The sequence below is a fragment of the Hyphomicrobiales bacterium genome, assembly GCA_017642935.1.
GTDB lineage: Bacteria > Pseudomonadota > Alphaproteobacteria > Rhizobiales > MH13 > MH13.
On sequence record JAEPOK010000001.1, the window covers coordinates 528867 to 553693 of the forward strand.

General features: G+C 58.8%; 23 protein-coding genes and 1 tRNA gene. 18 read left to right on the forward strand and 6 right to left on the reverse strand.

Features of this window, described 5'->3' with window-relative positions; translation table 11 throughout:
• The first annotated feature begins 86 nt into the window (after positions 1–86).
• The 4 genes from hflK to JJ917_02475 all read left to right on the forward strand — a co-directional run bounded on the left by hflK (position 87) and on the right by JJ917_02475 (position 3994).
• A complete protein-coding gene (hflK, locus tag JJ917_02460) occupies positions 87–1247 on the forward strand; it encodes an FtsH protease activity modulator HflK (protein ID MBO6697674.1) in 1161 nt (386 codons plus the stop codon).
• Positions 1247–2200: a protease modulator HflC gene (gene hflC / locus JJ917_02465; protein ID MBO6697675.1), complete on the forward strand. Its 954-nt coding sequence runs from the start codon at positions 1247–1249 to the stop codon at positions 2198–2200. The genes hflK and hflC overlap by 1 nt, the downstream gene beginning before the upstream one ends.
• 36 nt (positions 2201–2236) lie before the next feature.
• Complete coding sequence (locus tag JJ917_02470) at positions 2237–2422, forward strand: DUF2065 domain-containing protein (GenBank protein ID MBO6697676.1); 186 nt, start codon at positions 2237–2239, stop codon at positions 2420–2422.
• 120 nt (positions 2423–2542) lie between these two features.
• Positions 2543–3994: a Do family serine endopeptidase gene (locus JJ917_02475; protein MBO6697677.1), complete on the forward strand. Its 1452-nt coding sequence runs from the start codon at positions 2543–2545 to the stop codon at positions 3992–3994.
• A gap of 2 nt (positions 3995–3996) precedes the next feature.
• Here JJ917_02475 and serB read toward each other — a convergent pair whose 3' ends face one another.
• Positions 3997–4905 (reverse strand): phosphoserine phosphatase SerB, encoded by a 909-nt coding sequence (serB, locus tag JJ917_02480; protein MBO6697678.1) that lies wholly within the window; start codon positions 4903–4905, stop codon positions 3997–3999.
• Between serB and miaA the strand changes: the two genes are divergently transcribed.
• Both miaA and JJ917_02490 read left to right on the forward strand, forming a co-directional pair.
• Positions 4904–5854, forward strand: a complete 951-nt coding sequence (gene miaA, locus JJ917_02485) for a tRNA (adenosine(37)-N6)-dimethylallyltransferase MiaA (GenBank protein ID MBO6697679.1) — start codon at positions 4904–4906, stop codon at positions 5852–5854. The two genes, serB and miaA, sit on opposite strands and share 2 nt — an antisense overlap.
• Positions 5845–6243 carry a hypothetical protein gene (locus JJ917_02490; protein MBO6697680.1) on the forward strand — a complete coding sequence of 133 codons (399 nt, stop codon included), beginning with the start codon at positions 5845–5847 and terminating at the stop codon, positions 6241–6243. The genes miaA and JJ917_02490 overlap by 10 nt, the downstream gene beginning before the upstream one ends.
• Here the strand turns inward: JJ917_02490 and JJ917_02495 are convergent.
• Entirely contained in the window at positions 6240–7418 is a 1179-nt protein-coding gene (locus JJ917_02495; GenBank protein ID MBO6697681.1) for an MFS transporter, read from the reverse strand. The two genes, JJ917_02490 and JJ917_02495, sit on opposite strands and share 4 nt — an antisense overlap.
• A gap of 265 nt (positions 7419–7683) precedes the next feature.
• Between JJ917_02495 and JJ917_02500 the strand changes: the two genes are divergently transcribed.
• The 6 genes from JJ917_02500 (at position 7684) to JJ917_02525 (ending at position 16459) form a co-directional block, all read left to right on the forward strand.
• A complete protein-coding gene (locus tag JJ917_02500; protein MBO6697682.1) occupies positions 7684–9297 on the forward strand; it encodes an SEC-C domain-containing protein in 1614 nt (537 codons plus the stop codon).
• Positions 9298–9724: 427 nt separating this feature from the next.
• The gene (locus JJ917_02505; protein MBO6697683.1) at positions 9725–11491 is read left to right on the forward strand and encodes an acetolactate synthase 3 large subunit; all 1767 of its coding nucleotides are present in this window, start codon (positions 9725–9727) and stop codon (positions 11489–11491) included.
• A gap of 11 nt (positions 11492–11502) precedes the next feature.
• The gene (ilvN, locus tag JJ917_02510; GenBank protein ID MBO6697684.1) at positions 11503–12072 is read left to right on the forward strand and encodes an acetolactate synthase small subunit; all 570 of its coding nucleotides are present in this window, start codon (positions 11503–11505) and stop codon (positions 12070–12072) included.
• A 128-nt stretch (positions 12073–12200) separates the two neighbouring features.
• Positions 12201–13685, forward strand: a complete 1485-nt coding sequence (locus tag JJ917_02515) for a PAS domain-containing methyl-accepting chemotaxis protein (protein ID MBO6697685.1) — start codon at positions 12201–12203, stop codon at positions 13683–13685.
• 133 nt (positions 13686–13818) lie between these two features.
• Positions 13819–15300 carry a PAS domain S-box protein gene (locus JJ917_02520; protein ID MBO6697686.1) on the forward strand — a complete coding sequence of 494 codons (1482 nt, stop codon included), beginning with the start codon at positions 13819–13821 and terminating at the stop codon, positions 15298–15300.
• Between the two features lie 61 nt (positions 15301–15361).
• Positions 15362–16459 (forward strand): ATP-dependent RecD-like DNA helicase, encoded by a 1098-nt coding sequence (locus JJ917_02525; GenBank protein MBO6697687.1) that lies wholly within the window; start codon positions 15362–15364, stop codon positions 16457–16459.
• On the opposite strand, the gene JJ917_02530 is transcribed toward JJ917_02525, so the two are convergent.
• The 4 genes from JJ917_02530 to JJ917_02545 form a co-directional block, all read right to left on the reverse strand.
• A complete protein-coding gene (locus JJ917_02530; protein MBO6697688.1) occupies positions 16456–16788 on the reverse strand; it encodes a hypothetical protein in 333 nt (110 codons plus the stop codon). The genes JJ917_02525 and JJ917_02530 overlap by 4 nt on opposite strands.
• Before the next feature lie 116 nt (positions 16789–16904).
• Positions 16905–17924, reverse strand: coding sequence for a ketol-acid reductoisomerase (gene ilvC, locus JJ917_02535; protein ID MBO6697689.1), 1020 nt, complete (start codon positions 17922–17924; stop codon positions 16905–16907).
• Positions 17925–17946: 22 nt separating this feature from the next.
• The gene (locus JJ917_02540) at positions 17947–18693 is read right to left on the reverse strand and encodes a TetR/AcrR family transcriptional regulator (protein MBO6697690.1); all 747 of its coding nucleotides are present in this window, start codon (positions 18691–18693) and stop codon (positions 17947–17949) included.
• A 196-nt stretch (positions 18694–18889) separates the two neighbouring features.
• Positions 18890–19636 carry a pyridoxine 5'-phosphate synthase gene (locus JJ917_02545; protein ID MBO6697691.1) on the reverse strand — a complete coding sequence of 249 codons (747 nt, stop codon included), beginning with the start codon at positions 19634–19636 and terminating at the stop codon, positions 18890–18892.
• Positions 19637–19737: 101 nt separating this feature from the next.
• Here JJ917_02545 and JJ917_02550 point away from each other — a divergent pair, with 101 nt between their 5' ends.
• The 6 genes from JJ917_02550 (at position 19738) to JJ917_02575 (ending at position 24824) form a co-directional block, all read left to right on the forward strand.
• Positions 19738–20529 (forward strand): sulfite exporter TauE/SafE family protein, encoded by a 792-nt coding sequence (locus tag JJ917_02550; protein MBO6697692.1) that lies wholly within the window; start codon positions 19738–19740, stop codon positions 20527–20529.
• Positions 20530–20629: 100 nt separating this feature from the next.
• Positions 20630–20974 carry a BA14K family protein gene (locus tag JJ917_02555; GenBank protein ID MBO6697693.1) on the forward strand — a complete coding sequence of 115 codons (345 nt, stop codon included), beginning with the start codon at positions 20630–20632 and terminating at the stop codon, positions 20972–20974.
• 64 nt (positions 20975–21038) lie between these two features.
• On the forward strand, positions 21039–21392 hold the full coding sequence (locus tag JJ917_02560) for a BA14K family protein (protein ID MBO6697694.1): 354 nt from the start codon (positions 21039–21041) through the stop codon (positions 21390–21392).
• Between the two features lie 90 nt (positions 21393–21482).
• The gene (locus tag JJ917_02565; GenBank protein ID MBO6697695.1) at positions 21483–22412 is read left to right on the forward strand and encodes a PhzF family phenazine biosynthesis protein; all 930 of its coding nucleotides are present in this window, start codon (positions 21483–21485) and stop codon (positions 22410–22412) included.
• A gap of 311 nt (positions 22413–22723) precedes the next feature.
• Complete coding sequence (locus tag JJ917_02570; GenBank protein MBO6697696.1) at positions 22724–24286, forward strand: 2-isopropylmalate synthase; 1563 nt, start codon at positions 22724–22726, stop codon at positions 24284–24286.
• 462 nt (positions 24287–24748) lie between these two features.
• Positions 24749–24824 (forward strand) — tRNA-Lys (locus JJ917_02575).
• Positions 24825–24827 lie beyond the last annotated feature (3 nt).

Here is a 24827-nt window from a genome sequence, read left to right on the forward strand (position 1 = left end):
TCCGCACAATCGCGAAGAAAAATGTGCGATGCGCACGGCGCAATTTAGTGAGCGCTGGCGGCGCAGCGGTGTGAGAAAGGAAACACATGCCTTGGAATAACCAAACGGGCAACAATGGCGGTCCTTGGGGCGGCGGTGGCGGCCCATGGGGTTCCGGCGGGGGCAGCGGCCCCGGTCGTGGCAACAATGGCTCCGGCAGACAAGGTGGCGGCCAGCCACCCGATCTTGAAGAGATGATCCGCAAAGGCCAAGACCGGCTGAAAACCATTCTGCCTGGTGGTGGCGGTTCCGGCGGTGGGCTTGGCGCAAGCCGTGGCCTCATCGTTCTGGTGGTGCTGATCGCGCTGGTTTTCGTCGGCTACAACTTCTTTACCTTCCGCGTGCAGCCCGACCAGCAGGGCGTTGTCCTCCGCTTTGGTGAGTTCGACCGCCAGGCACAGCCTGGTCTGAACTTCCGCCTGCCGCCTCCAATCGAACAGGTGTTCACACCGTCGGTGACTACCATCAACCGCGCTGACATTGGCACACGTGCCGACGATCCGCGCCGCGCCGGTGCGCGCGATGTGCCTGAGGAAAGCTTGATGCTGACCGGTGACGGCAACATCGTGGACATCGATTTCGCCGTCTTCTGGCGTATCTCTGATGCACCGTTGTTCCTCTTCAACATCCAAAACCCCGAAGGGTCCGTGCGCGCTGTGGCGGAAAGTGCCATGCGTGAGGTTGTTGGTCGCTCTGAGATCCAACCGCTGCTGACCCAGGGTCGTCAGATTACCGAGACGGCCGTGCAGGAGCTGATGCAGGATGCGCTCGACAGCTATGGCGCCGGCGTGGAAATCACGCAGGTTCAACTGCTGACGGTTGACCCGCCCAGCCAAGTTATCGATGCGTTCCGTGACGTTCAGGCTGCGCGTGCGGATAATGAGCGTGTGCAGAACCAAGCTCAGGCCTACGCCAACCGGGTGATCCCGGAAGCGCGTGGTGAAACGGCACGTATTCTTGAAGCTGCAACCGCCTACCGTGAACAGACCGTCGCTGAAGCGCGCGGTCAGGCTGACCGGTTCATCGCGGTTTATGAAGAGTATCAGACGGCGCCTGAAGTGACCCGCCAGAGGCTCTATCTTGAAACACTTGAGCGCATCTTCCGCGACAACGACAAAATCGTTCTCGACACAGATGACGGTGGCCAAGGCATCGTGCCTTACCTGCCGCTCAATGAACTCAACCGCCGTGCGGGAGGGACCCAATAATGAAAAGTCTCTTTGGAGGCGTTGGCCTCTTTATTCTCGTCATTCTGGGCGCGGCGATCTATTCGTCGCTGTTCATCGTTGATGAAACCGAGCAGGCGCTTGTGCTCCAATTCGGTGAGCCGGTTGATGTCGTCCAGGAACCTGGCCTGAACTTCAAGCTGCCGTTCGTGCAGAACGTGTCGTACTTCGACCGTCGCGTGCTCGATCTTGATAGCCCTGTGCAGGAAATCATCGCTGCTGACCAAGAACGGTTGGTCGTCGATACCTTCGCTCGTTATCAGATCACTGATCCGCTGGCGTTTTTCCAAACTGTGGGCAGTATTGCCGGTGCGCAATCGCGTCTTTCCACGGTTTTGAACTCGGCAACGCGTCGTGTGCTCGGTGAGGTGAACTACACCACCATCGTGCGCGATGATCGTGCCTCGTTGATGGCGCGCATTCGTGAGCAGGTGAACCGTGAAAGCCGCTCCTTCGGTATGGAAATTGTTGACGTGCGCATCCGCCGCGCTGACCTTCCCGAAGCCAACAGCCAAGCCATCTTCCAACGCATGCAGACCGAACGTGAGCGTGAAGCCACCGAAATCCGCGCGCAGGGTGAAGAAGCCGCACAGCGTATTCGCTCGCGCGCCGATCGTGAGGTTACTGTTCTGGTCGCTGATGCCACACGGGAAGGCGAGCAGATTCGCGGTGAGGGCGATGCCCAGCGTACGCGCATCTTCGCCGATGCCTTTGGTCGCGATCAGGAGTTTTTCTCCTTCTATCGCTCGATGCAGGCCTATGAAGCCGGCTTCTCCAGCGGTGCGAGCCTGGTGATCTCACCTGACTCTGACTTCTTCCGCTATTTCGGGGATCAGCAAGGTGGAGTGTTCACAAGCTCCACTACGCAGAATCCGACCGAGAGCGTGGCGCCAACCACGGCGGCGGCACCGGTCGAAGCGGAAACGCAGCAGTAAGCGCTGCGATCCTCGCTGATGGCGATTGCTGAAGTCATCCTTTTGGTCCTCGGCGGCGCACTTGTCGCCGAGGGCCTTTTTTATGCGCTGTTTCCCGACCAAGCCCGACGCATGGTGGAGATGGTCGGGCAGCTGCCGCCCGAGTCGTTGCGGATCGGCGGGGTCGCAGCGTTGGCGCTTGGTGTGTTGGTGTTCTGGCTGGCGCGCTCTTTAGGCGTGTAATCTGGGGCATGGAATATGCCTTGATCTCATCACGGTTGCGAACCAGTTTGTGACCGTGGTCCTCATGGAGCGACCGGTCCGGCTGCGGCTTCTGGTCTGCAGCTCATAGTGAGGTTTCGCATGCACCGCCGACTGCCCCCCTTCTTTGTCGCTTTGGTTATGACACTCGCGCTTGTCGCAGCGCCGCCTGGTGTTTCTGCCCAATCAGAAAGCCCCTTGCGCGCGCAAGGCCCTGTCCCGGTGGCTGATCTCGCCGAGGAGCTTCTTGGTGCGGTGGTTAACATTTCGACATCCCAACGCGTCGCCGGGCGCAGACCAACGCCGCTGCCAAACCTGCCGGAAGGCTCGCCGTTCGAAGACTTTTTCGATGATTTTTTCAACAATGAGGGCGATCGCGACGGGCCTAGCCGGGAAAACTCGCTCGGGTCGGGCTTCATCATCGATCCTGACGGCATCGTCGTCACCAACAATCATGTGATCTCCGGCGCGGACGATATCGAGGTCATCATGACCGATGGGCGGACCTTTCCCGCCGAGGTAATTGGCCGCGATGAGGCCACCGATCTGGCCGTGTTGCGCATTGAACCCGATAGCCCCTTGCCATCGGTCCCCTTCGGCAATTCGGACCGTCTGCGGATCGGCGATTGGGTGCTGGCGATCGGCAATCCGTTCGGTTTAGGCGGCTCGGTGTCGCTGGGCATTGTCTCGGCGATGAACCGGAACATCGGCGCTGGTCCCTATGATTCATTCATTCAAACCGATGCTGCCATCAATCGCGGCAACTCTGGCGGCCCGCTGTTCGATTTGGCTGGTAATGTTGTCGGCGTGAACACCGCCATCCTGTCGCCCAATGGGCGATCGGTGGGCGTTGGGTTTGCCATTCCGTCGGCCACGGTTGAGACGATCGTCACACAGCTCATCACCTTCGGGGAAACGCGGCGCGGCCTTCTGGGTGTCAATATCCAGGAAGTGACACCGGACCTGGTTGAAGGATTGCAGCTTGACCGACCGCGCGGCGCGCTGGTCTCGGTTGTGAGTGAAGGTGGTCCAGCTGATGAAGCGGGCATTGAGCGCGGCGACGTCATCGTGCGCTTCAACAATCGGGCGATCAACATGTACAGCGATCTGCCGGCCCGTGTGGCGCAGATCGCGCCGGGCACCGAGGTGCCCGTCGGGGTGATCCGACGTGGCGAGACGCTGACGCTGACCGTGATCCTTGCCTTGCGTGACGGCGAGGGTGGTCAGGCGGCCGTGCTCGAACCTGGGCCTGAACCGGTCTCGCTTCTGGGTATGGAGCTTTCGACCGTCGAAGAAGCCTATGAGCTCGGCTTTGAGATGGATGAGGGCGCCGTCGGCGCCGTTGTGACGCTGGTGTTCACGGATGGTCCAGCCGCGGCCAAGGAGATCCAACCAGGGACATTGATCCTGGAAGTCGGCCAGCAGGTTGTCGAAACACCGCAGGACGTTGCCGACCGCGTCGAGGCCCTGCGCGACGAGGGCCGCAGCCAAATCCTGATGCTCATTCAGGACAATGAGGGCCAAAGCCAGTTTGTTGCCTTGCCGGCTGACTGACCTTAGCCAGCGATGTCGGCGTCTTTGTAACCCTGCAGGTAAAGCGCTCCGGTAAGATCGCTGAACTGGAGGGCGGCATCGGCGCGCTCGACAACGGCGGGCTTGGCGCGGAACGCCACGCCGAGGCCAGCCGCCTCAATCATACCGAGATCATTGGCGCCATCGCCGATGGCCAGCGTTTGCTCAAGGCCGATACCGAGGTCGCTGGCGTAGCTTTCGAGATGCGCTTTCTTGGCCTCTTTGCCTTGGATCGGCTCGGCAACCGCGCCTGTGAGAAGGCCATCTTCGACCAGTAGCTGGTTGGCGTGATTGGCCGAAAAACCAAGGATATCAGTGACCTTTTGGGTGAAATGCGTGAACCCGCCGGAGACAAGCACGCATCGTGTGCCTGCCTGCCGCATGGTGGCTAGCAGTTCCTTGCCGCCCGGCGTGAAGGTGATGCGCTCGGCGAAAACGGTATCGATGATGCTTTCCGACAGCCCCTTCAGCATGGAAACGCGTTCGCGCAGCGCTGGCTCGAAGTCGATCTCACCGTGCATGGCACGTTCGGTAATGGCTGCGATATGGGCCTTGATGCCAAGCTGATCGGCCAGTTCGTCAATGCATTCCTGCTCGATCATGGTGGAGTCCATATCAGCCAAGAACAGCTTCTTGCGGCGACCGTCCTTGCGCATCAGCGCAACATCAACGGGCAGCGGGTCCAGCGCGTGACGCACCTTTTCCGCAAGCCTATCAAGGCTTTGCTTGTCTTGCGGCGTGAAGGCCAGATCATAGGCGGCGTGATCGGACAGTTCATCGACAGTGACGGCAACGCCAAGCGTGTCGGTGATGACATCGGCCGCCTTGTCACGCACCGCCGGCGTCAGGATGCGGGTGGTGCGGTCGGCGATCAGCGTGCATAGGTGGGTCATGCAAAGGGCTCAAAAATCTGGGGGAACGAGGCAGGTGCTGCTTATCGCAGGGCCAACGGCGAGCGGCAAGTCGGCACTTGCGGCTGAAATTGCCGCGCGATTGGGCGATGCGGTGATCGTCAATGCTGATTCCATGCAGGTTTACAAGGACTTACGGATCATCACGGCGCGCCCGAGCCACCAAGAAGAGTCGCGACTAACGCACTTTTGTTCCGGAACAATCGACGGTTCGTCCGGACTAAGTGCAGCTGTTTGGCGCGACAAAGCGGCAGACGTTCTGGAACAAACCGGGGATAAACCGGTCATCTTCGTCGGTGGAACGGGGCTCTACTTCCGCGCCCTGACTGAAGGGCTTGCGCCGATACCCGATATCCCCGACGCCATCCGCACGAACGTCCGCGAGCGGTTGGCACAAGACGGGCCGGTGGTTCTGCACGGTGAACTCGATGCGGCGATGGCTAAGCAGCTTTCGCCAACCGACAGCCAACGGGTGGCGCGGGCGCTGGAAGTTCTGCTCGCAACCGGCAGATCTCTGGCCGAGTGGCAAAAACTGCCGCCGGAGGGCGCGGTGGTGGACCTGCAGCAGACCCGCCATGTGGTTCTGGCACCTCCGCGTGATTGGCTCGAAGAACGCATCCGAGGGCGGGCGGAGACGATGCTTTGCGACGAAGCCCTGGAAGAGGTTCGCTCCTTACGCGCGCGCGACCTTTCGCCCGAGCTTCCGGTGATGCGGGCCATTGGCGTTTCGGTCATCAGTGCCTATCTCGACGGTGATATGACCCGCGAGGCTGCCCTGGACGCCTTGACCATCGAGACCCGCCGTTATGCCAAGCGGCAGGAGACATGGTTTCGCGGGCAGATGGGTGATTGGCCGCGCCTTGATCCTTCAACGATGAGCGTCGAGGCGATGGCCGACTGGATGGTAAACGAGGAAAATGCATGCGCGTGATGGCGATGGTTTTGGCCCTGCTGGTTCTGCCACTGTTGGCTGCGGCGTTGCTGGCTCCTGCAACCGGATGGGCGCAGGGCAGGGTGCTTGCCGAGTACACGGCGCGGATCAGCGAACAGGACCATTTCACGTCGGCTGGCCAGCGCTTGGACACGGCCCCGGCGATCCTGCGCCAGGACCGTGCCAACTATCACCGGTTCGAGCAGCCCGATGCCGAGGATGAAGACGACCCGGTGTTCCACGACCGCCATGAGCGCGGGCGCTTCGAGCGGTTGATGTCGCGCGGCATCGTGCGCCCTGATACGGCCCGGGCCATCATCAACGGCACGCCGCTGGTGCGGGTTACGGTGTACGCAACCCGCATGAATGTGGAGATCATCGAGCCCTAGGTTTGCTTGACCGTCCGGGCCGCCATCAGGCAGTAGAGCGGCAGCACGGCGACGCAGGCGAAGATGACGGCATAGTCCACATGCTCGGCCACAAAGCCGATCAGCGGCGGCGCCACCAAGATCCCTGCATAGCCGCAGAAGGTTGCGATCGAAATGCCGATGCCGCGCGGAATGCCGGGCACCCGGTCAGCGGCGGCAAAGGCGATCGGCACCACATTGGCGAGCCCGAGACCGGCAATCGCAAAGCCGATCAACGTGCCGGTGAGGTTTGGCGCGAGCCCGGCGGTCAAGAACCCGACAAAGGCGAGCAGCGCGGAGATTTGCATGGTGCGCAGATCGCCAAGCCGCGTGCGCACCGGATCGCCGACAAAGCGCACCAGCGCCATGGTGCCGGCAAAGGCGGCGAAGGCGTAACCGGCCATCCATTCGGGCACGGCGCGATCTTCGCGCAGGAAGAGCGCTGCCCAATCGAGCACCGTGCCTTCGGCCGTGAACCCGGCAAAGGCGATGATCGCGATCAGATAGATCGCCAGCGTGCGGGGCAGGGCGAGCTTGGGTTTTTCTATGCCCTCGCCACGCTCCACCTCGTCGGCCATGATGCGCGGCGCGGCGAGCACCGTGCCGATCAGCATCATGGCGGCAATGCTGAGCGCTTGTGTGCCGAGCCCAAAAAAGCCGAGCAGCGTGCCGCCGACGCCCGATCCGATCAGCGCGCCGAGCGACCAGAACCCGTGGCAGGATGACATGATTGGCTTGCCGTGCACGCTTTCCACGCGCGCCGCGTTGGCGTTCATTGCAACGTCCATAGAGCCGAGCCCGCCGCCGAACATCAAAAGCGCGATGCCGGCGAGCCAGAGCGTGGGCGCGAATAGGGCCAGAGGCAGCAGGAAGACGCAGGCGGCGGCAGCAATTTTGAGGATGCCGGTTGAGCCGCGCCGCGCGATGATCGCGCCGGTGATCGGCATGGTGAGCAGCGACCCGATGCCGATCAGCAGGATCATCAGGCCAAGCTGGCTTTCAGCAAGCGCGTGATTGTCCTTGAAAACTGGGATCGCCGGTGCCCAGCCGCCCACCAGCAGGCCGTTCATCAAGAACATGATGGAGACGGCCACGCGCTGACGGACGAAGGACGGCGCGGCGAAAGTGCTGCTGTCTGGGGCAGGGGTGGTGGTCATGGAAACGCTTTCGGCAATCTGGCCTGTCAGCGCCAGTTGGTTTTTCGTCGGGTGGAAAGTCTCGGATTTGAGGGAGCGGGTTTTTGTGTGGCTCCACTGTTAGCTATGATTGCTGGTTGCAAATTAACCGCGACAGAAAGGGAGAATTGGCCTCGCACGAACCACTGACCCTAGGCCAGCGCTACCCCACAGCTTTATCATCCCGGACATTCGGCAGCATAGATGATATTTGCATAAGTGAATCATTCGATCGAGGTTGTGCTGAATGTCCAAGTTCGGGCGAAACAAACCGTGTTGGTGTGGAAGCGGAAGAAAATATAAAAAGTGCCATTACCCCGCCGTACCTGGAGAGGGTGAGCCGCATATCGGTAGATCTGAAGCGGTTAACCTCGCTGTGCGCAAAGCCGATGCAAGGGAAAAAATACGGGTAATGCAACAGGGGCTTGGGAGGCCCATTGTCGGTGTGGAATTGGATGACTATCAGCTAGTCGCAACGGGAAACACGGTCCATTACTCAAAGAAATGGAAGACCTTTCCCGATTTTCTTTTCGACTACATGGGGCACGTTTTTGGAAAAGGATGGGGTGCCGAAGAATTCGAGAAACCCAATGAAGTCGCCCACCCAATCGTAATCTGGCACAAAAAGATAGTTGAACTCCAAAGCAGGCTTTCTAAGGGAGACGGTGAACTGTTTTCTGCCGATATGACCGGTGCGACTTACTGTTATCTAGGGCTTGCGTACAATCTCTATCTCATTAAGCACAATGTTGAACTTCAAAATCTGCTTGTAGCACGGCTGAAAAACATCAAACAGTTCCAGGGCGCTTACTATGAGCTCATAGTTGCGAACTGCCTAATTCGCGCTGGTTTTGAAATAGAGCTCGAAGATGAAACTGACGGAAGCGCAAAGCACTGTGAGTTTTCTGCAAAATCCCCTTCGACGGGAAAAAAGTATTGGGTAGAAGCAAAAATGAGAAGTTCTGCCGGCTTTCTAGGCAAATCAAAACTAGACAGCGCTAAGCGAACCGACCCTACGTCACAAATCTCGAAACACGTCAACGAAGCGCTGAAGAAACCGGCTCCCGACAAGAGGTTGATTTTTGTTGATGTCAATGCGGGACCAGAAAAGAATGACGGTGAGCCATCGTGGAGCCCGAGAGCATACAATAGATTGGCTGACCGCGAGAGGCATCTTAAGGATAGACAGGAAGCATACGTATTCGTGACCAACTTCCCTTATCACCACGCGCTTGACGACACGCGTGTAGGGAAGGCGGTTTTGGCATACGGACTAGGAATCCCGGATTTTGCAAAAGTCGGTCCCGTCACCCTTACGGAAGCCTATAAGAGCAAAAGGCGCCATTCCGATGCATATGCCATTATGGAAAGCATTAGAAAGTACCCACAGCTTCCGGAGACTTTTGACGGAAGACCTGCCGTTGAAATCGCGGCGGGCGGTGAAAGTAGTAGGCTTTTTGTTGGGCAAGAATACTTTTTTGAAGAGACAGAAGGTAACGGAACTCTCGGGGTTGTGAAGCAAGTTCTAGTTCATGAAAAAAGCACCACGGCTACAGTATCAGTTGAGACAAAAAGCGGTCGTAATGTAATGTTGTCATGTCCCCTGTCTAGTGTCGAGCTTGAGGCGTATCAGAAGTACGGGAATGCCTATTTCGGTGAGCTTAAAGAACAAGGCGTTAAAGCAGAGGACGAATTTCAATTGTTCGAATTCTTCGTTGATAATTACAAAGATACACCGAAGGATAGGCTCCTGGAGATTGCAAAAGACCATCCCCACATTGAAAAACTAAGGCAATTAGATCAGGAAGACCTGGTGTTCGCCATTTGTGAGGGTTACGTGCTTTCAGCCCGGCAGTTGTAAGCTCAGCATGATTAACGCTCGAAACAGGCCGTTGGGCCGCCAGTCGAATGATGGCTTGTGTTACGCGGCTCAACTCGATTTAAGGCACAGCAAACTTCCGCGTCCAGGCCAGATTTCCCATCGACTGTGGCCTCTAGTAGGTCAATCGGATCCTTGACCACTCGCCGATCATCGGCTACGACCCACGCATGATGACACATGCAACCAGCATTGTACTTGTAGGTAAGCACACCGGGTGCGGAACCAGATAGGTTTCGTAAACAATCCGGTGTGCGCAAAGGCCCTCTTCGAAGGGCCTTTTTTATTGCCTGAAGCAACAATGCTGGTCGCCTGCCATCGCATGGCGCAAGCCGACCAAACGACATGAATGACGAACCCAAGTAAACGACCAACGAATGTGTGAACGGACAGGCCAATGACACGGGAAATGACAGGGGCGGAGATGGTGATCCAAGCCCTGAAAGATCAGGGTGTGGAGCATATTTTCGGGTATCCGGGGGGCGCCGTCCTGCCGATCTATGACGAGCTCTTTCAACAAGACGAGATTGAGCACATTCTCGTTCGCCACGAGCAGGGCGCCGGTCATGCCGCCGAGGGCTATGCCCGCGCAACCAACAAATGTGGCGTGGCGCTCGCCACCTCCGGCCCCGGCGCCACCAACATGGTGACCCCGCTCACCGATGCGATGATGGATTCCATCCCTATGGTTTGCATCACCGGGCAGGTGCCGACGCATCTGATCGGCAATGATGCGTTTCAGGAATGCGACACGGTCGGCATCACGCGGCCCTGCACCAAGTACAATTGGCTGGTGCGCGACGTGAACGATCTGCCGCGCGTTCTGCACGAAGCCTTTTACATCGCCACCACCGGTCGGCCTGGCCCGGTTGTCGTCGATATTCCCAAGGACGTGCAGTTCGCCGTCGGAACCTATGAGGGGCCGCAAAACGGCCGCGCCCGCACCGGCTATGAAGGCTATCGCCCCAAGCTGAAGGGCGACCGCGAGGCCATTCGCGAGGCGATGGAGCTGATCGCGACCGCCAAGAAGCCGGTCTTTTATACCGGCGGTGGGGTGATCAATTCGGGGCCAGCGGCCTCACAATTGCTGCGCGAACTGGTGCGCGCCACCGGCATGCCGATCACCTCGACCCTGATGGGTCTCGGCGCGTTTCCCGCGTCCGATCCGCAGTGGCTGGGCATGCTCGGCATGCACGGGACCTATGAGGCCAATCTCGCCATGCACGATTGCGATGTGATGGTGAACATCGGCGCGCGCTTCGATGACCGGATCACGGGGCGCACCGATGCGTTTTCGCCGGGGTCGAAGAAAATCCACATCGATATCGACCCGTCCTCGATCAACAAGGTGATCCGCGTCGATGTGCCGATCATCGGCGATGTGGGCCATGTTCTGGAAGAGATGGTGCGGCTCTGGCCGTCGGTCTCGCACAAGCTGGACAAGGCCGCGTTGAAGAGCTGGTGGGGCGAGATCGATCATTGGCGCTCGCGCGACTCGCTGCGTTACAAGCACAATGACAAGGTCATCATGCCGCAATATGCGATCCAGCGGCTGTACGAGAAGTCGAAGGGCCATGAGACCTACATCACGACCGAGGTCGGTCAGCATCAGATGTGGGCGGCGCAGTATTTCGGCTTCGAAGAACCCAACCGCTGGATGACGTCGGGCGGGCTCGGCACGATGGGCTACGGCCTGCCGGCGGCGCTGGGTGTGCAGGTGGCGCATCGCGACGCGCTGGTGATCGATATTGCCGGGGACGCCTCGGTGCAGATGACGATGCAGGAGGTCTCGACGGCGGTTCAGTACGAGCTGCCGATGAAGATCTTCATTCTCAACAACTCCTATATGGGCATGGTGCGCCAGTGGCAGCAGCTGTTGCACGGCAATCGCCTGTCGCACTCCTATTCCGAAGCTTTGCCGGACTTTGTGAAGCTGGCCGAAGCCTATGGGGCCGTCGGCATCCGCGCGGAAAAGCCGGACGAGTTGGACGATGCGATCCAGGAGATGATCGATGTGAAGCGGCCGGTAATCTTCGATTGCGTGGTTGCCAATCTGGCCAATTGCTTCCCGATGATCCCGTCGGGCAAGGCGCACAATGAAATGTTGCTTGGCGATGATGTGCCTGAGCAGGACATCGAGACCGCCATCGATGATTCCGGCAAAATGCTGGTTTAAGGAACACGATTATGAACGCACAGCATCAGCCGACCGGATCGGCCTACTTCCTCACCGACCTTGGCACGGAAGTGGAAACCCACACGCTCTCAGTGGTGGTCACCAACGAACCGGGCGTCCTCGCCCGGGTGATCGGCCTTTTCTCCGGGCGCGGTTACAACATCGACTCGCTCACCGTCTCCGAAACGCAGCACGAGAAGCACCTTTCGCGGATCACCATTGTCACAACCGGTCTGCCGGCGATCCTGGAACAGATCCGCCATCAGCTTGATCGGCTTGTGCCGGTTCATCAGGTGGCTGACCTTACCGTTGAAGGCGGCGATCCGTTGGAGCGCGAACTTGCGCTGGTCAAGGTTGCAGGCACAGGCGAAGCGCGGCTCGAAGCCCTACGCTTGGCTCAGGCCTTTGGCGCGACGCCGGAAGACGCAACGCTGGAAAGCTTCGTTTTCCAATTGGCGGGCCGTTCACGCGAGATCGATCGTTTCATCGATTTGATGGCGGAAATCGGTCTTGTTGAAGTTTCCCGTACGGGAATTGCTGCCGTTCGTCGCGGTGCTGAAGGTTTAGGCGGAGCCGTTTAACAATCAAGGGTAGAAATTTGCGGGATTTTACCTAGCAAATACTTGGAAATAGTCTTGCTCGATACGGTTTTTGTTAAGGCCCATCACCCTATCAGTGTTGAAGGAGAATGCATGAAAGGGTGATCTGAATGTTTGGTCTATTGGGACGCAACGAACCGGTGGCGATGCAGGCAGCGGTGTTGGACAGGCTGGCATCCTGCGTGATGATCGCCGATGCCAAAGACAACATCGTTTATCTGAACGAGGCGCTGGAACGCTTTCTGAAAGAGGCCGAAGCGGACATTCAGGAAAAGCTGCCGCACTTCAAAGTGTCGGAGTTGGTCGGGTCGAACATGCATGTGTTCCACAAGGACCCGTCGCACCAAAAGGCGATGATTTCCAAGCTCAACGGGCCGTTTGAGACGACCATTCAAGTCGGTAAGGCCATGTTTGATCTGAAGGCTGAACCGGTGGTTTGTGGCGGCAAGCGCATGGGCACCTTCGTTGAGTGGCGCGACGCGGCCGAACGGATCGCCCGCGATGACTATCAAGCGCAGATCGAAGCGGTTGGCCGCAGCCAAGCGGTTATCGCGTTTGACCCTCAAGGCGAGATCCTGGAAGCGAACGCAGCCTTCTGCGAGGCGACCGGCTACGAGCTTGAGGACATTCTCGGCAAGAACCAACGCCTGTTTGTACCGCAGGACACAGTTTCTGGGCCGGACCAGCAAAAGTTCTGGGATGAGCTGCGCGCCGGCAAGGCGCAAATGGGCGAGTATGAACGCGTGCGCAAAGATGGTGCGCCGCTCTGGCTGCGTGCCAGCTATTCGCCTTTGCTCGACAAGCAAGGTGCCGTCTACAAAATCGTGGTTTTTGCCGTCGACATCACCGACGTCGTATTGCGGCGAGAACGGCGGCGGAGCGCACAGGTTGCGATCAAAACCGATTTGGAATCGATCACTGGCGCGGTGTCGCGTGCGACGGAGCGTGCCTCTTCGGTGTCGGCATCGTCCGACCAAGCTTCGGAAAACGTGCAGGCAATGGCGGCCGGCATTGAAGAACTCGTCGCATCGGTCGGTGAGATCAACGGCCAGGTGATTGAGGCCAGCACCGTTTCACGCCAGGCCGAAGTGGAGGCGGAACGCACCACCGCGACGGTGGCGTCATTGTCGGAGGCTGCACGCCAGATCGAACATGTTGTGAGCCTGATCTCTGATATTGCCGAGCAGACCAATCTGCTGGCGCTGAATGCCACCATCGAGGCCGCGCGGGCCGGGGAGGCGGGCAAAGGCTTTGCGGTGGTTGCCAGCGAGGTCAAATCGCTGGCCATGCAGACCGGTAAGGCAACTGAAGAAATAGGTCAGAGTATCGCCCGTGTTCAATCAAGCACTGGCGAGGCGGTTGATGCCATCAAGATGATTTCCGACACGATCGTGAAGGTGAACGAGATAACCACGATCATTTCCTCTGCCGTTGAAGAGCAATCGGCAACGACCCGGGAGATGTCAGGCTCGATGCAGGTTGCAGCCGATGGCGTCCGTGCGATCAGCGAGGATGTGCGCGAGATCGCCGAAGCGACCCAATCGGTGGATGCGTCCGTACACCAGGTTCAGGAAACAGCGGCCGCGCTCGCGTAAGTGCTGCCAGAATGGCCCAAAACTTGACGCGAGGCGTGTAGATTAAGCTGGAATTGCAATCATAAGTTGTATTAGCAAGAAGTTGTTAAGTGAAACTGCGTAGAACGGCCAAAACACAAACTATGGGTGTGATATGTTTGGCCGTTCTTCCTCCACGCAGACGACACGTCTGCTGACTGTCCTTGAGAACCTGTCCGCGAGTGTGATGGTCGCCGATAACGACCGTAACATCGTCTATATCAATCAGGCGTTGATCTCGTTTCTGACGGAATCGGAGGGGGACATTCAAAACGACCTGCCGGCCTTCAAGGTCGAGGGACTTGTCGGCGCCAACATTGATATTTTTCACAAGGATCCCGAACACCAAAAGCGCATGATCGCCAAGATGGACGGCCTGTTCGAAACGACCATCACGGTTGGCGGTGTACAGTTCGATCTGATCGCGCAACCGATCATGAATGGTCCAAAGCGCCTTGGCACCGTTGTGGAGTGGCGTGATGCCGCCGACCGTCTGGCGCGGCAGGATTATCAGGCCCAAATCGAGGCCGTCGGCCGCTCGCAGGCGGTCATCTCCTTCAAACCCGACGGAACGATCATCGACGCCAATGAGAATTTTTTGGCCGTTGCCGGCTATTCGCTTGAAGAGATGGTCGGACAACACCATCGCATGTTCATGTTCGAGGATGATGTGAGCCATCAATCCTGCGAAGAGTTTTGGGGCGGCCTTGCGGGTGGAACGCCGCGGTCAGGCGAGTTTCGTCGGCGTGTGAAGTCCGGCGAAGAGCTTTGGATTCAAGCAAGCTATAATCCGCTGCTGGACAGCAGCGGCAAGGTCTACAAGATCGTCAAATTCGCCTCCGACATCACAGCCGAAGTTGAGTCGCGCCAGCGTCGTCTTGAGGCGCAGGAGGTGATCGGGCGCGACATTGGCGAGATCACCGGAGCGGTATCGAGCGCCAACCAACAGGCGGCAACAGTGGCGTCATCCTCGGACCAGGCCTCCAACAATGTGCAGGCGATGGCGGCAAGCATCGAAGAACTCGTCGCTTCGGTTAATGAGATCAACCAGCAGGTTGTCGAAGCGAGCAACATCTCGCGTCAGGCTGAAAAAGATGCCGAAAAAACCACCGACACGGTCGGCAGTCTTTCCGAAGCTGCCGACGAGATTGAGAACGTCGTCAAACTCATTTCCGATATCGCCGAACAGACAAATCTTTTGGCGCTCAACGCGACCATCGAGGCAGCGCGGGCAGGCGAGGCTGGCAAGGGCTTTGCCGTCGTCGCTAGCGAGGTGAAGTCGCTGGCCACGCAAACCAGCAAGGCCACCGAAGAGATCGGCCTGAGCATCACACGCGTTCAGACAAGCACAGGCGAAGCGGTCGATGCGATCAAGGTGATTTCGGAGACGATCATGAAGATCAACGAGATCACGACCGTGATTTCATCGGCGGTCGAAGAACAATCGGCGACGACCAGTGAGATGTCGAGCTCCATGCAGGTGGCTGCCGATGGTGTGCGCCAGATCAGCGAAGGCGTGCGCGATATCGCCGACGCCGCGCAACTCGTCGATACGTCGATCCAAAAAGTCCAGGAAGCATCGGCCGCGCTGGCTTAACTGGCTTCGAGCGGCCATTTTAGACTAGTTTAGCCGGGGCGAACTCGGCTAAACCAGCGCCATGAATCTCTCCCCCCAACAGGAAGACGCGATCAAGGCTGTGCGGGCCTGGTTTCGCGCCCCGGATCGTCCGGTTTTTCGGCTGTTCGGCTTTGCCGGAACGGGCAAAACGACTCTCGCCCGGCTGATTGCTGAAGACGTCTCAGGCGATGTGCAGTTCGCGGCCTTTACGGGCAAAGCAGCGCAGGTTCTGCGCTCCAAGGGCGCGGAGAATGCGCGCACCATTCACTCGCTGATCTACCGACCGAAAGGCGAGGAAGCCGACGACGAGACCGGCGAATCCTCGCCGCTCTTTTCGCTCAATCGATCCTCCCCGGTGTCCAAAGCCGATCTTGTCATCATCGATGAGTGCTCGATGGTAGACGAGGAACTCGGCCGTGATCTGTTGTCGTTCGGCACGCCAATCCTGGTTTTGGGTGATCCAGGGCAATTGCCGCCGGTTTCCGGTGGAGGGTTCTTCACCGACCATGAGCCGGATGTTCTGCTCACCGAAATCCATCGCCAGGCGCGCGAAAACCCGATCATCGAGATGGCCGATATTGTGCGTATGGGCGGGCGGCTGGAGCATGGGTCATACGGCGAGAGCAAAGTGATTAGCCGATCGGATGTTGAGCAAAGCGAGGTCTTGGAGGCCGACCAGGTGCTGGTCGGCACCAACAAGACACGCCGGAAGTACAATCGGCGGCTGCGCGAGTTAAAGGGGTATGCGGGACTGCTTCCCTCTCAGGGCGATAAGCTGGTGTGCCTGCGCAATCGCTCTGAGAAAGGCTTGCTCAATGGCTCGCTCTGGCATGTGGCATCGGTTGGACGGCGCAAGGGCAACACCTTGCAGGCTCTGGTGCGGGCCGAGGATGAGGGCGTCAGCCAAAAGGTACGGCTGTCGGCGATGGCCTTTGAAGACCCAGAGAATGCGCCGCCCGTGCCGCGGTCGATGGATGCATTTGATTTTGGCTACGCGCTGACGGTTCACAAGGCGCAGGGCTCACAGTGGGACCATATCGTGCTCTTCGATGAGAGCTGGGCGTTCAAGGACTATCGCGAGCGCTGGCTTTATACGGCGATTACGAGGGCTGCGGAACGGCTGACAATCGTGCGCTAGCGCTTTTTGGTCGGCTTGGCGGGCAGGGCCTGTGCATCGGCTAAACATTGCTCAAACCAGTGTCGGCTTGTTTCTTCGTCAGCGAGCACGTCCTGCGAAAGCGCCACGTAGCCCTGCATGACCGAGCCATACTGCTTGACCGGTTCACCGCCATGGGCCTTCCAAAAGGCGGTTTGATTGTCCTTGCTGAGGCGCAGGCAAATGTCGCCTTCCTTGCTGAGGAACGAGAACATGTTGCCGTTCATCGACGTGTAAGGATTGGCCTTACCTTTGATCGGCAGTTTCCAATGGGCTTCGGCGAGCGCGGCGTAATCGTCTTTGGTTGCCATGTCGAGACGATAAGCGAAGGTGCCGCCAATGCAAAAGCCCCGGACGCTGGATGCGATCCGGGGCTTCTTGTTTGTCTTGCACTTCGCTCCGGGCGTTCCGCCCGACCGCGTCGCTATTAGTTCTTCTCTTTGTCGACCAGGGCTTTTTCGCTGATCCACGGCATCATGCCGCGCAGCTTCTCGCCGACTTCTTCAATCGGGTGGGCGGCGTTGCGGGCGCGGGTCGCCTTGAACGAGGTCTGTGAGACCTTGTTTTCCAGCATCCAGTCACGGGTGAATTTGCCGGACTGAATGTCTTCCAGAACGCGCTTCATCTCTGCCTTGGTTTCTGGCGTGATGATGCGTGGGCCGGTGACATATTCGCCATATTCAGCCGTGTTGGAGATCGAGTAATTCATGTTGGCGATGCCGCCTTCGTAGATCAAATCCACGATCAGCTTGGTTTCGTGCAGGCACTCAAAATAGGCCATTTCTGGCGCGTAACCGGCTTCCACCAAGGTTTCAAAGCCAGCGCGGATGAGTTCCACCATGCCGCCGCAGAGCACAACCTGCTCGCCAAAAAGGTCGGTTTCGCACTCTTCCTGGAACGTTGTCTCGATGATGCCGGCGCGGCCACCACCATTGGCCGAGGCGTAGGAGAGGGCGATGTCGTGGGCGTTGCCGGTCGCATCCTGATGGATGGCGATCAGCGTTGGCACGCCGCCACCGCGCAGATATTCTGAACGTACCGTGTGGCCTGGGCCTTTTGGTGCGACCATAAACACATCCAGGTCAGCGCGTGGCTCGATCAGGTTGAAATGCACATTGAGGCCGTGGGCAAATACCAGCGAAGCACCGTCTTTCATGTTGCCAGCTAGGCTGTCGGCATAGATGTCGCCCTGCAGCTCGTCCGGGGTCAGCATCATCACGACGTCTGCCCATTTGGCACCCTCGGCGGGCGTCATCACGGTGAAGCCAGCGCCTTCGGCTTTCTTGGCCGTGGCGGAACCTTCGCGCAGGGCGATGCGCACGTCTTTGACGCCGGAATCGCGCAGGTTGAGGGCATGGGCATGGCCCTGTGAGCCGTAGCCGACAATCAGGACGCCCTTGTCCTTGATCAGATTGATGTCCGCATCGCGGTCGTAATAAACGCGCATCGTGTGCACTCCTTGGAGGTCTTTAGAGAGGTTGATTGGTGTGTAGGGTAAGGAACTGATCGACGGCGCGGGCGGCGTGCGCTTTCTGGCCGTCTTCACTGATCTGCGGATCATCGCCGAGCAGCGCGCGGATATGCGCATCGCCGATGATGAGACCGTAAAGCGTGGAATAGGTGGACACGGGATCGTCGAAACTGATGAAGCGCTGATGCTTGCCATGGGCGAGCAGATGAATGGCCCGCGCCTCGATCCGGCGCTTACCCTTTTCGACCAGAACGCCGCCCAGACCGGCCTTTTCTCCGCGCGCTTGTTCGCCGCGCACCTGGCCGATCGAGAGGCGGTTAAGCGCCAGCGAGGTATCGGAAAGCAGGACCGCCAGCAAGTCTTCGGCAAAGGTTGTCAGTGCGGCCTTGAAGGCTTCCGGCGAGGATGGCGAGGCTCGATCATCTGCGCCACCAACCTTGGACGCCTGATAGCTGACGATTGCGGCCAGTATGCCGTCGCGGTCGCCGAACCATTTGTAGAGGCTCTCCTTGGAACAGTTGGCCGCTTTGGCGAGACCGGCCGTAGTCAGTGCCTTTTCGCCGCCATCGACCAGCATCTCCAACGCCACGGCGAGCACGGCATTCTGGCGCGGCGAGAACTCGCTGCTCTCATGCGTGGTGGCCGTTTTGTCGGCGGACTGGTTGTCGTTGGCGATGGACAAGGGATTTCCTGAATTTGCCGTACTGTACGGTTCGGTACGGCGTTCAATAGTAAAATGAAGGATGGGTCAAGAGGGTAAGATGGTGCGGACCACTCTATTGCGTCATCCTCGCCCTTGTGGCGGGGATCCATTCCAATGAGTCCTTGATTATCGCAATGACGCGGAGAGCCCGTTGGAATGGATTACTGTGACAAGCACAGGAATGACGACGGTGGCGTTTAGGTTTGTTGGCACTCGCCCAGTATCAGCTTCCTAACCGCTATACTTGTTGCCCACACGCCGCTCGATAAAGCCGTACAGCTTCTGCATAGCCATGGGTGAGGGCGTCGGCTGTGAGGGCATGGCCGATGGAAACCTCATCAATCATCGGTGCGGCATCGATGAGCGGTGGTAGATTGTCGATGGTGAGGTCATGACCGGCATTGATGCCGAGGCCTGCTGCATGAGCAGCCTCGGCTGCCGCCTTCAGCTTCGCTAACTCTTCGGCTTTGGCGACCGGATCGAATGTGTGGCCATACGGGCCGGTGTAGAGCTCGACCCTGTCTGCGCCCACCACTTTGGTCGGCTCGGCCATTGCCGGGTCGGCATCGACAAACAATGAAACCCGCGCACCAAAAATGTGCATGCGCTCGCAGACTGGTTTCAACAGGTCTGCGTGGGCAGGCACGTCCCAGCCATGATCTGATGTTGATTGCGCCGGATCATCGGGCACCAGCGTCACCTGGTCGGGACGAATGGCTTCGCAGAGACTCAAGAACCGCTCTTCGGGATAGCCTTCCATGTTGAACTCAGCGTGTTGATAGGTTGGCTCCTGCAGAAGGGCCTTCAACTCATGCACATCCGTCGTGCGGATGTGCCGCTCGTCCGGACGCGGGTGCACGGTTATCCCCATCGCGCCGGCATCCAGGCAAATGCGCGCCAGTCCCGTGACCGATGGCCAGGGCAAATCGCGCCGATTGCGCAGATAGGCGATGGCGTTGACGTTGACCGAAAGCTGGGTGGTCATGGCAGGGCTCCGTTCACAAGGCGGGCGAGTGATGCGCCGGGGCTCATCATTGGTCAAGGGTTTGGCTGGCGCTAACAAAAAGTGCGGCGTAAGGGACGGGCATGTTTGACCAAATTGCGTCCGCTTTTGCTGCCCTTGCGCCAGAAACTGTTGCGCTGGCGATGATGATCTTTTTCCTGGCGGGCATCATAAAAGGCGTGGTCGGTTTCGGCATGCCGCTGTTTGCCATCTCGCTGCTTGCGCTGACGATGCCGCTGACCACCGCGATCGCCGCCAATGTCGGCCCGTCCCTGGTGACCAATGTCCGCCAGGCCTTTCGCGGGCCCTATTTGGTGGCCCTTTTCAAACGGCTTTGGCCGTTTCTCATCCCCGCCATTGGGCTGATCTGGTTTGGTATAGCGATCCAACTGCAGGTGAACGAGGCCTATCCCGGGCTGGTGCTTGGCCTGTTGGCGGTGGCGTTCGCGGCGATCAGCGCCATGCGCGTCCAAATCACCATTCGCCCAGAGGCGGAAAAGCCGTTCGGGTTTCTGCTTGGCATCGTCAACGGTCTAATGACCGGTGTCACCGGCATTTTCATCATCCCAGGCGGGTTGTTTTTGCAATCCTTGGGCCTAACGCGCGATGAACTTGTGCAGGCGCTTGGTCTGCTGTTCATGCTGTCGACAGCCGCGATCGGACTGATCTTCGGCATCAAGGCGATCATGACGCCCGATCTGGTGCTTCTGTCGGCTTTGTGCATCCCGCCGGGGTTGGTGGGCCTAGCGATCGGCGAGCGGCTGCGTACGCGCCTTTCAGAAGAGATGTTTCGCAAGCTCTTCCTCGCCGGGATCGCGATCCTCGGCGTTTCTCTGGTGTTGCGCAACGGCGCTGCGCTGCTCTCCGAATCCTAGGTGCCTGGCCCTAAGGCGTTTCACGGGGCGCCAAAAGGTTAACAGTGTGTTAGGCTTTGCTTGGAGGGCACGTTCATCAAGCTTGGAGGAGAGCTTCGGAATGAAACGATTTCTTTCACTAGCGGCCGTAACGCTGCTGGCCGGTTCCATGTTTGCGGTATCGGTTGATTCCGCCGACGCTCACAATCGGCGCGGCGCCTTGATCGCCGGTTTGATCATTGGCGGCGTGACAGCAACAATTCTGTCGAGCCAAGTGCATCGGCAATATTACCAGCCGCAATACTATCGCTATCAGGGTCGGCAGGTGCGCTTTGGCCACGGTCAAGTCTGGCAGCAACACGTACAGTATTGCTACGGGCGTTACCGTTCCTACAACCACCATACCAACCTGTTTCTGGCCTATTCCGGGCATCACCGGCACTGCCGGTCGCCTTGGATCCGTTGATCACGGGGGTTGGTACAGCAGACGATCAGCAGTGCGGCAACACTCGAGCTAAGGACATTTTCCTATGAAACAGTTTGCCAAAGCAGGTCTTGCCGCACTGGCATTGATGATTTGCGCCGGATTGGCGACAACCAGCGCGCAGGCCCATGGCATGCGCCATTACCCGGCCCATGGCCAATTGGCCGGTGGCGTGGTTGTGCAAAGCCGCACAACGATTGTCATCCAGCATGAGGTTCAGGCGGTGCAACTGATGCACTATGCCTATCGCGGCCATCGCTATGCCTTTGGCGCCGGCCCTTTGTGGTCGCACCATTTGCACTACTGCACGCACCGGTTTCGCTCTTACAACCCTCACACTAACCTGTTCCTGGCCTATAGCGGCGGCTATCACCATTGCCGCTCGCCCTACATCCAGTAACCCATCGCGGAGGTTGGCTGCACGATCGGTTGACCGAAGCTTCACCGGACGCGTAGGGCAGGGCTCCTGTCTCTTCTAAGGAGCCCTGCCATGCCGCTGCCCTATCGCATCTACGATGTGTTCACCGACACGCCGCTGGCGGGCAATCCGCTGGCAGTTGTCGATTTGCGGCAGTCGGACCTTTCCGATGACGATCAGCAAAAGGTCGCCAAAGAATTCAATCTGTCAGAGACCGTGTTTCTGGTCCCGACGTTGAACCCCGTCCACACGGCGCGCTTGCGCATTTACACGCCTGATCGTGAACTGCCTTTTGCGGGACACCCGACCATCGGTGCTGCTGTTGCCTTGGCGCGCGAAAGCATCGCCGATGGGCTTTCGACCGGGTTGGTTCTTATGGAAGAAAAGATCGGACTTATTCGCGCCGCTGTCCGTGTGGATGGCGAGCAATCGGATCGGGATGGCGGTTTTGCCGAGTTCGATCTGGTGACCAAGCCGACGGAAAAGGAATGGACGCCCGACAAGGATGATGTCGCGCTGGCGCTTGGGTTGGCACCGCAGCAGATCGGCTTTGAAAACCATGTGCCGACTGATTTCGATGGTGGCATGCCCTATTTCTGCGTGCCGGTGCATGATCTGGAGGCGCTGAACAGTGTCCAGCCGAATGGCCCTTTGTTCGCCCAACTTTTCGCTGGCGGTCGGGGTCACGACAGCGTCTATATGTACACCCGTGAAACGGTGGGCGCTGACAGTGCCTTTGCTGCGCGGATGATGTGGCCAGTCGGCGGAGCGGTACGCGAGGATCCGGCAACCGGGTCGGGCGTGTCGTCGCTCGCTGGTGCTATCGTCAAGTTCGATGCACCGATGGAAGGACGCCATCGGTTGGTGATCGAGCAGGGCTTCGCCATGGGCCGGCCCTCACAAATCGAGCTTGAGTTGGAAATGGATGCCGCTGGCGACCTGTCTGCCGCCCGTCTTGGCGGCAATGCGGTGTGTGTCGCCGAGGGCACGCTTTCGCTTTGATCACAGCTTGGTCGTTCGGCGCTCTTGCATCACCGTTAACGACTGGGTAACCAACAGGGCGCACCTTGTCGTGCAACGAACGAGATATGGCGACCCATCGGATGCGTGAGCGCACATCCTCCTTGCAGACCCTAGAGACGCTGGCGACACGCCTGCGCCTAGATGCGCGCCTCAATCAGGCCAGCCTCCTCCTTATCTGCCCCTAGGCGCCGTCGGTTCTTCTTTGAGAGCCGGGCTTCTAGGGGATTTCAAAAGCTGCTAACCCGCATTTTGAGATTGCGCCGACAATGAGCGCACAAGGAGATTCAACGATGTCAGACATCGATCCATCACACCGCGACTATGTACGCATCTTCGACACCACACTGCGCGATGGCGAGCAATCGCCCGGCGCTTCGATGACGTTGGAAGAGAAGCTGCAGGTCGCCGAACTGCTTGAAGAGATGGGCGTCGATATCATCGAGGCCGGTTTTCCGATCGCTTCCAATGGCGATTTTGAAGCGGTCAGCGAGATCGCCAAGCGCTCCGACGGCGCGATCATCGCCGGTCTGGCGCGCGCCATCAACGCCGACATTGACCGGGCAGGCGAGGCGGTAAAGCTCGCCAAGCGTGGCCGCATCCACACCTTTGTGTCCACTTCGCCGATCCATCTGGCGCACCAGATGCGCAAGAGCGAAGACGATGTGTTGGAAATAGTAAAATCCACTGTCGCCCGCGCTCGCAACTTGGTGGACGATGTGGAGTGGTCGGCGATGGACGCCACCCGCACACCGATTGAGTTTCTCTGCAAGTGCGTGGATGAGGCCATCAAAAACGGCGCAACGACGATCAACCTGCCTGACACGGTCGGGTACGCGACGCCGGAAGAATACAAAAAGATGTTTGAGGACATCCGCGCCCGTCTGCCGGATGCCGACAAAGCGGTCTTCTCCGTCCACTGCCATGATGATCTGGGCATGGCGGTCGCCAACTCGCTGGCTGGCGTAGCTGGCGGTGCCCGCCAGGTGGAATGCACAATCAATGGCCTGGGTGAGCGCGCGGGCAACGCGGCGCTGGAAGAGATCGTGATGGCGATCCGCACCCGCGGTGACGCGCTGCCTTATGCCTCTGCGGTTGATCCAACGTTCCTGACGCGCGCCTCCAAGCTGGTGGCGGCGGTTTCCGGTTTTCCGGTTCAGTACAACAAGGCGATCGTCGGCAAGAACGCTTTCGCCCATGAGTCCGGTATTCACCAGGACGGCATGCTGAAAAACGCCGAGACCTATGAAATCATGCGCCCGGAAGACGTCGGCGTGCGTGAGACAAGCTTGGTGATGGGCAAACATTCAGGCCGCCATGCGTTCAAAGAGAAGCTGGTCTCGCTGGGCTTTGAGCTGGGCGACAACGCCTTTGAGGATGCCTTCAACCGTTTCAAGGACCTCGCCGACCGCAAAAAGCATGTCTATGACGAAGACATTGAGGCGCTGGTGGAAACCGAAATCACCGAAAGCCGCGAGCGTAACCATGTGTTGGCTCTGACCGTGATTGCTGGGACCGGCGGGCCGCAGAAAGCCATTTTGACCATGGACATCGATGGGGTGCACGACACCCGCGAGGCGACAGGGACCGGTCCTGTCGATGCGGTTTTCAACGCCATCAAGCTGTTGATGCCGCATGAGGCGAGCTTGTCGCTTTACCAGGTGCACGCCGTGACCGAGGGCACGGACGCGCAGGCCGAAGTGTCCGTGCGTTTGGAAGAGGGTGGCAGCATTGTCACCGGTCGTTCCGCCGACGCCGACACGCTTGTGGCCTCCGCGAAGGCTTATGTGTCGGCGCTCAACAAGTTGGCCATGCGCCGCGAGCGCCCGCCTGTGGACGTGCTCCAGGCGAGCTGACAATTGAGGGCACCTCTTTGGCGCCCTTTCTTTTTTGCCCTATTTTCCGCACGAGCATGGCCTAGCTATAGGGTTAGCGTGCCGTTCACGTGGTTGTGTCCGCCGTCACCTTGCCAGATCGCAGGATCGGCGGGACCATGCATGCCGTCAGTTCCCGTGAGACATTCGCGTGCGACGCAGGAGGGGCCTCGTGCGGTCCTAGGCCCAGGAGTTTTTCATAGCAGCGGCACCAAACGGCGAACGCAAAGGACCGGACGATAGAGCAAGGCAGGGCCAGTCAGATGGAACCCGAGCACTTTCTAGAGATCTGTTTTTGGTTCATTTTCTTGATCGTCAGTGGCGCGATGCTATTCGGCGCTTAGTCGGCGGACGATCTGACAACGGGAATAGGCCAAGCGGCCTATGCCTTTGGCGGCGGGGCTATTGATCTTGCCTGCGGCTGAGCGTATTGCACGCCCCCTTGGGTGGCTAGCTCAGCTGGTAGAGCATTCGACTCTTAATCGAACGGTCCAGGGTTCGAACCCCTGGCCACCCACCATTC

What these genes read in the sequence shown, in the direction of transcription:
- JJ917_02495 (MBO6697681.1), bottom strand. Translation starts at nt 7,418, where the DNA reads ATGACCACCACCCCTGCCCCAGACAGCAGCACTTTCGCCGCGCCGTCC.
- JJ917_02515 (MBO6697685.1), top strand. Translation starts at nt 12,201, where the DNA reads ATGTTTGGTCTATTGGGACGCAACGAACCGGTGGCGATGCAGGCAGCG.
- JJ917_02550 (MBO6697692.1), top strand. Translation starts at nt 19,738, where the DNA reads ATGTTTGACCAAATTGCGTCCGCTTTTGCTGCCCTTGCGCCAGAAACT.
- JJ917_02505 (MBO6697683.1), top strand. Translation starts at nt 9,725, where the DNA reads ATGACAGGGGCGGAGATGGTGATCCAAGCCCTGAAAGATCAGGGTGTG.
- serB (MBO6697678.1), bottom strand. Translation starts at nt 4,905, where the DNA reads ATGACCCACCTATGCACGCTGATCGCCGACCGCACCACCCGCATCCTG.
- JJ917_02525 (MBO6697687.1), top strand. Translation starts at nt 15,362, where the DNA reads ATGAATCTCTCCCCCCAACAGGAAGACGCGATCAAGGCTGTGCGGGCC.
- JJ917_02555 (MBO6697693.1), top strand. Translation starts at nt 20,630, where the DNA reads ATGAAACGATTTCTTTCACTAGCGGCCGTAACGCTGCTGGCCGGTTCC.
- JJ917_02520 (MBO6697686.1), top strand. Translation starts at nt 13,819, where the DNA reads ATGTTTGGCCGTTCTTCCTCCACGCAGACGACACGTCTGCTGACTGTC.
- hflC (MBO6697675.1), top strand. Translation starts at nt 1,247, where the DNA reads ATGAAAAGTCTCTTTGGAGGCGTTGGCCTCTTTATTCTCGTCATTCTG.
- JJ917_02565 (MBO6697695.1), top strand. Translation starts at nt 21,483, where the DNA reads ATGCCGCTGCCCTATCGCATCTACGATGTGTTCACCGACACGCCGCTG.
- JJ917_02530 (MBO6697688.1), bottom strand. Translation starts at nt 16,788, where the DNA reads ATGGCAACCAAAGACGATTACGCCGCGCTCGCCGAAGCCCATTGGAAA.
- miaA (MBO6697679.1), top strand. Translation starts at nt 4,904, where the DNA reads ATGCAAAGGGCTCAAAAATCTGGGGGAACGAGGCAGGTGCTGCTTATC.
- JJ917_02545 (MBO6697691.1), bottom strand. Translation starts at nt 19,636, where the DNA reads ATGACCACCCAGCTTTCGGTCAACGTCAACGCCATCGCCTATCTGCGC.
- JJ917_02570 (MBO6697696.1), top strand. Translation starts at nt 22,724, where the DNA reads ATGTCAGACATCGATCCATCACACCGCGACTATGTACGCATCTTCGAC.
- JJ917_02560 (MBO6697694.1), top strand. Translation starts at nt 21,039, where the DNA reads ATGAAACAGTTTGCCAAAGCAGGTCTTGCCGCACTGGCATTGATGATT.
- JJ917_02475 (MBO6697677.1), top strand. Translation starts at nt 2,543, where the DNA reads ATGCACCGCCGACTGCCCCCCTTCTTTGTCGCTTTGGTTATGACACTC.
- JJ917_02490 (MBO6697680.1), top strand. Translation starts at nt 5,845, where the DNA reads ATGCGCGTGATGGCGATGGTTTTGGCCCTGCTGGTTCTGCCACTGTTG.
- ilvC (MBO6697689.1), bottom strand. Translation starts at nt 17,924, where the DNA reads ATGCGCGTTTATTACGACCGCGATGCGGACATCAATCTGATCAAGGAC.
- JJ917_02500 (MBO6697682.1), top strand. Translation starts at nt 7,684, where the DNA reads ATGTCCAAGTTCGGGCGAAACAAACCGTGTTGGTGTGGAAGCGGAAGA.
- hflK (MBO6697674.1), top strand. Translation starts at nt 87, where the DNA reads ATGCCTTGGAATAACCAAACGGGCAACAATGGCGGTCCTTGGGGCGGC.
- ilvN (MBO6697684.1), top strand. Translation starts at nt 11,503, where the DNA reads ATGAACGCACAGCATCAGCCGACCGGATCGGCCTACTTCCTCACCGAC.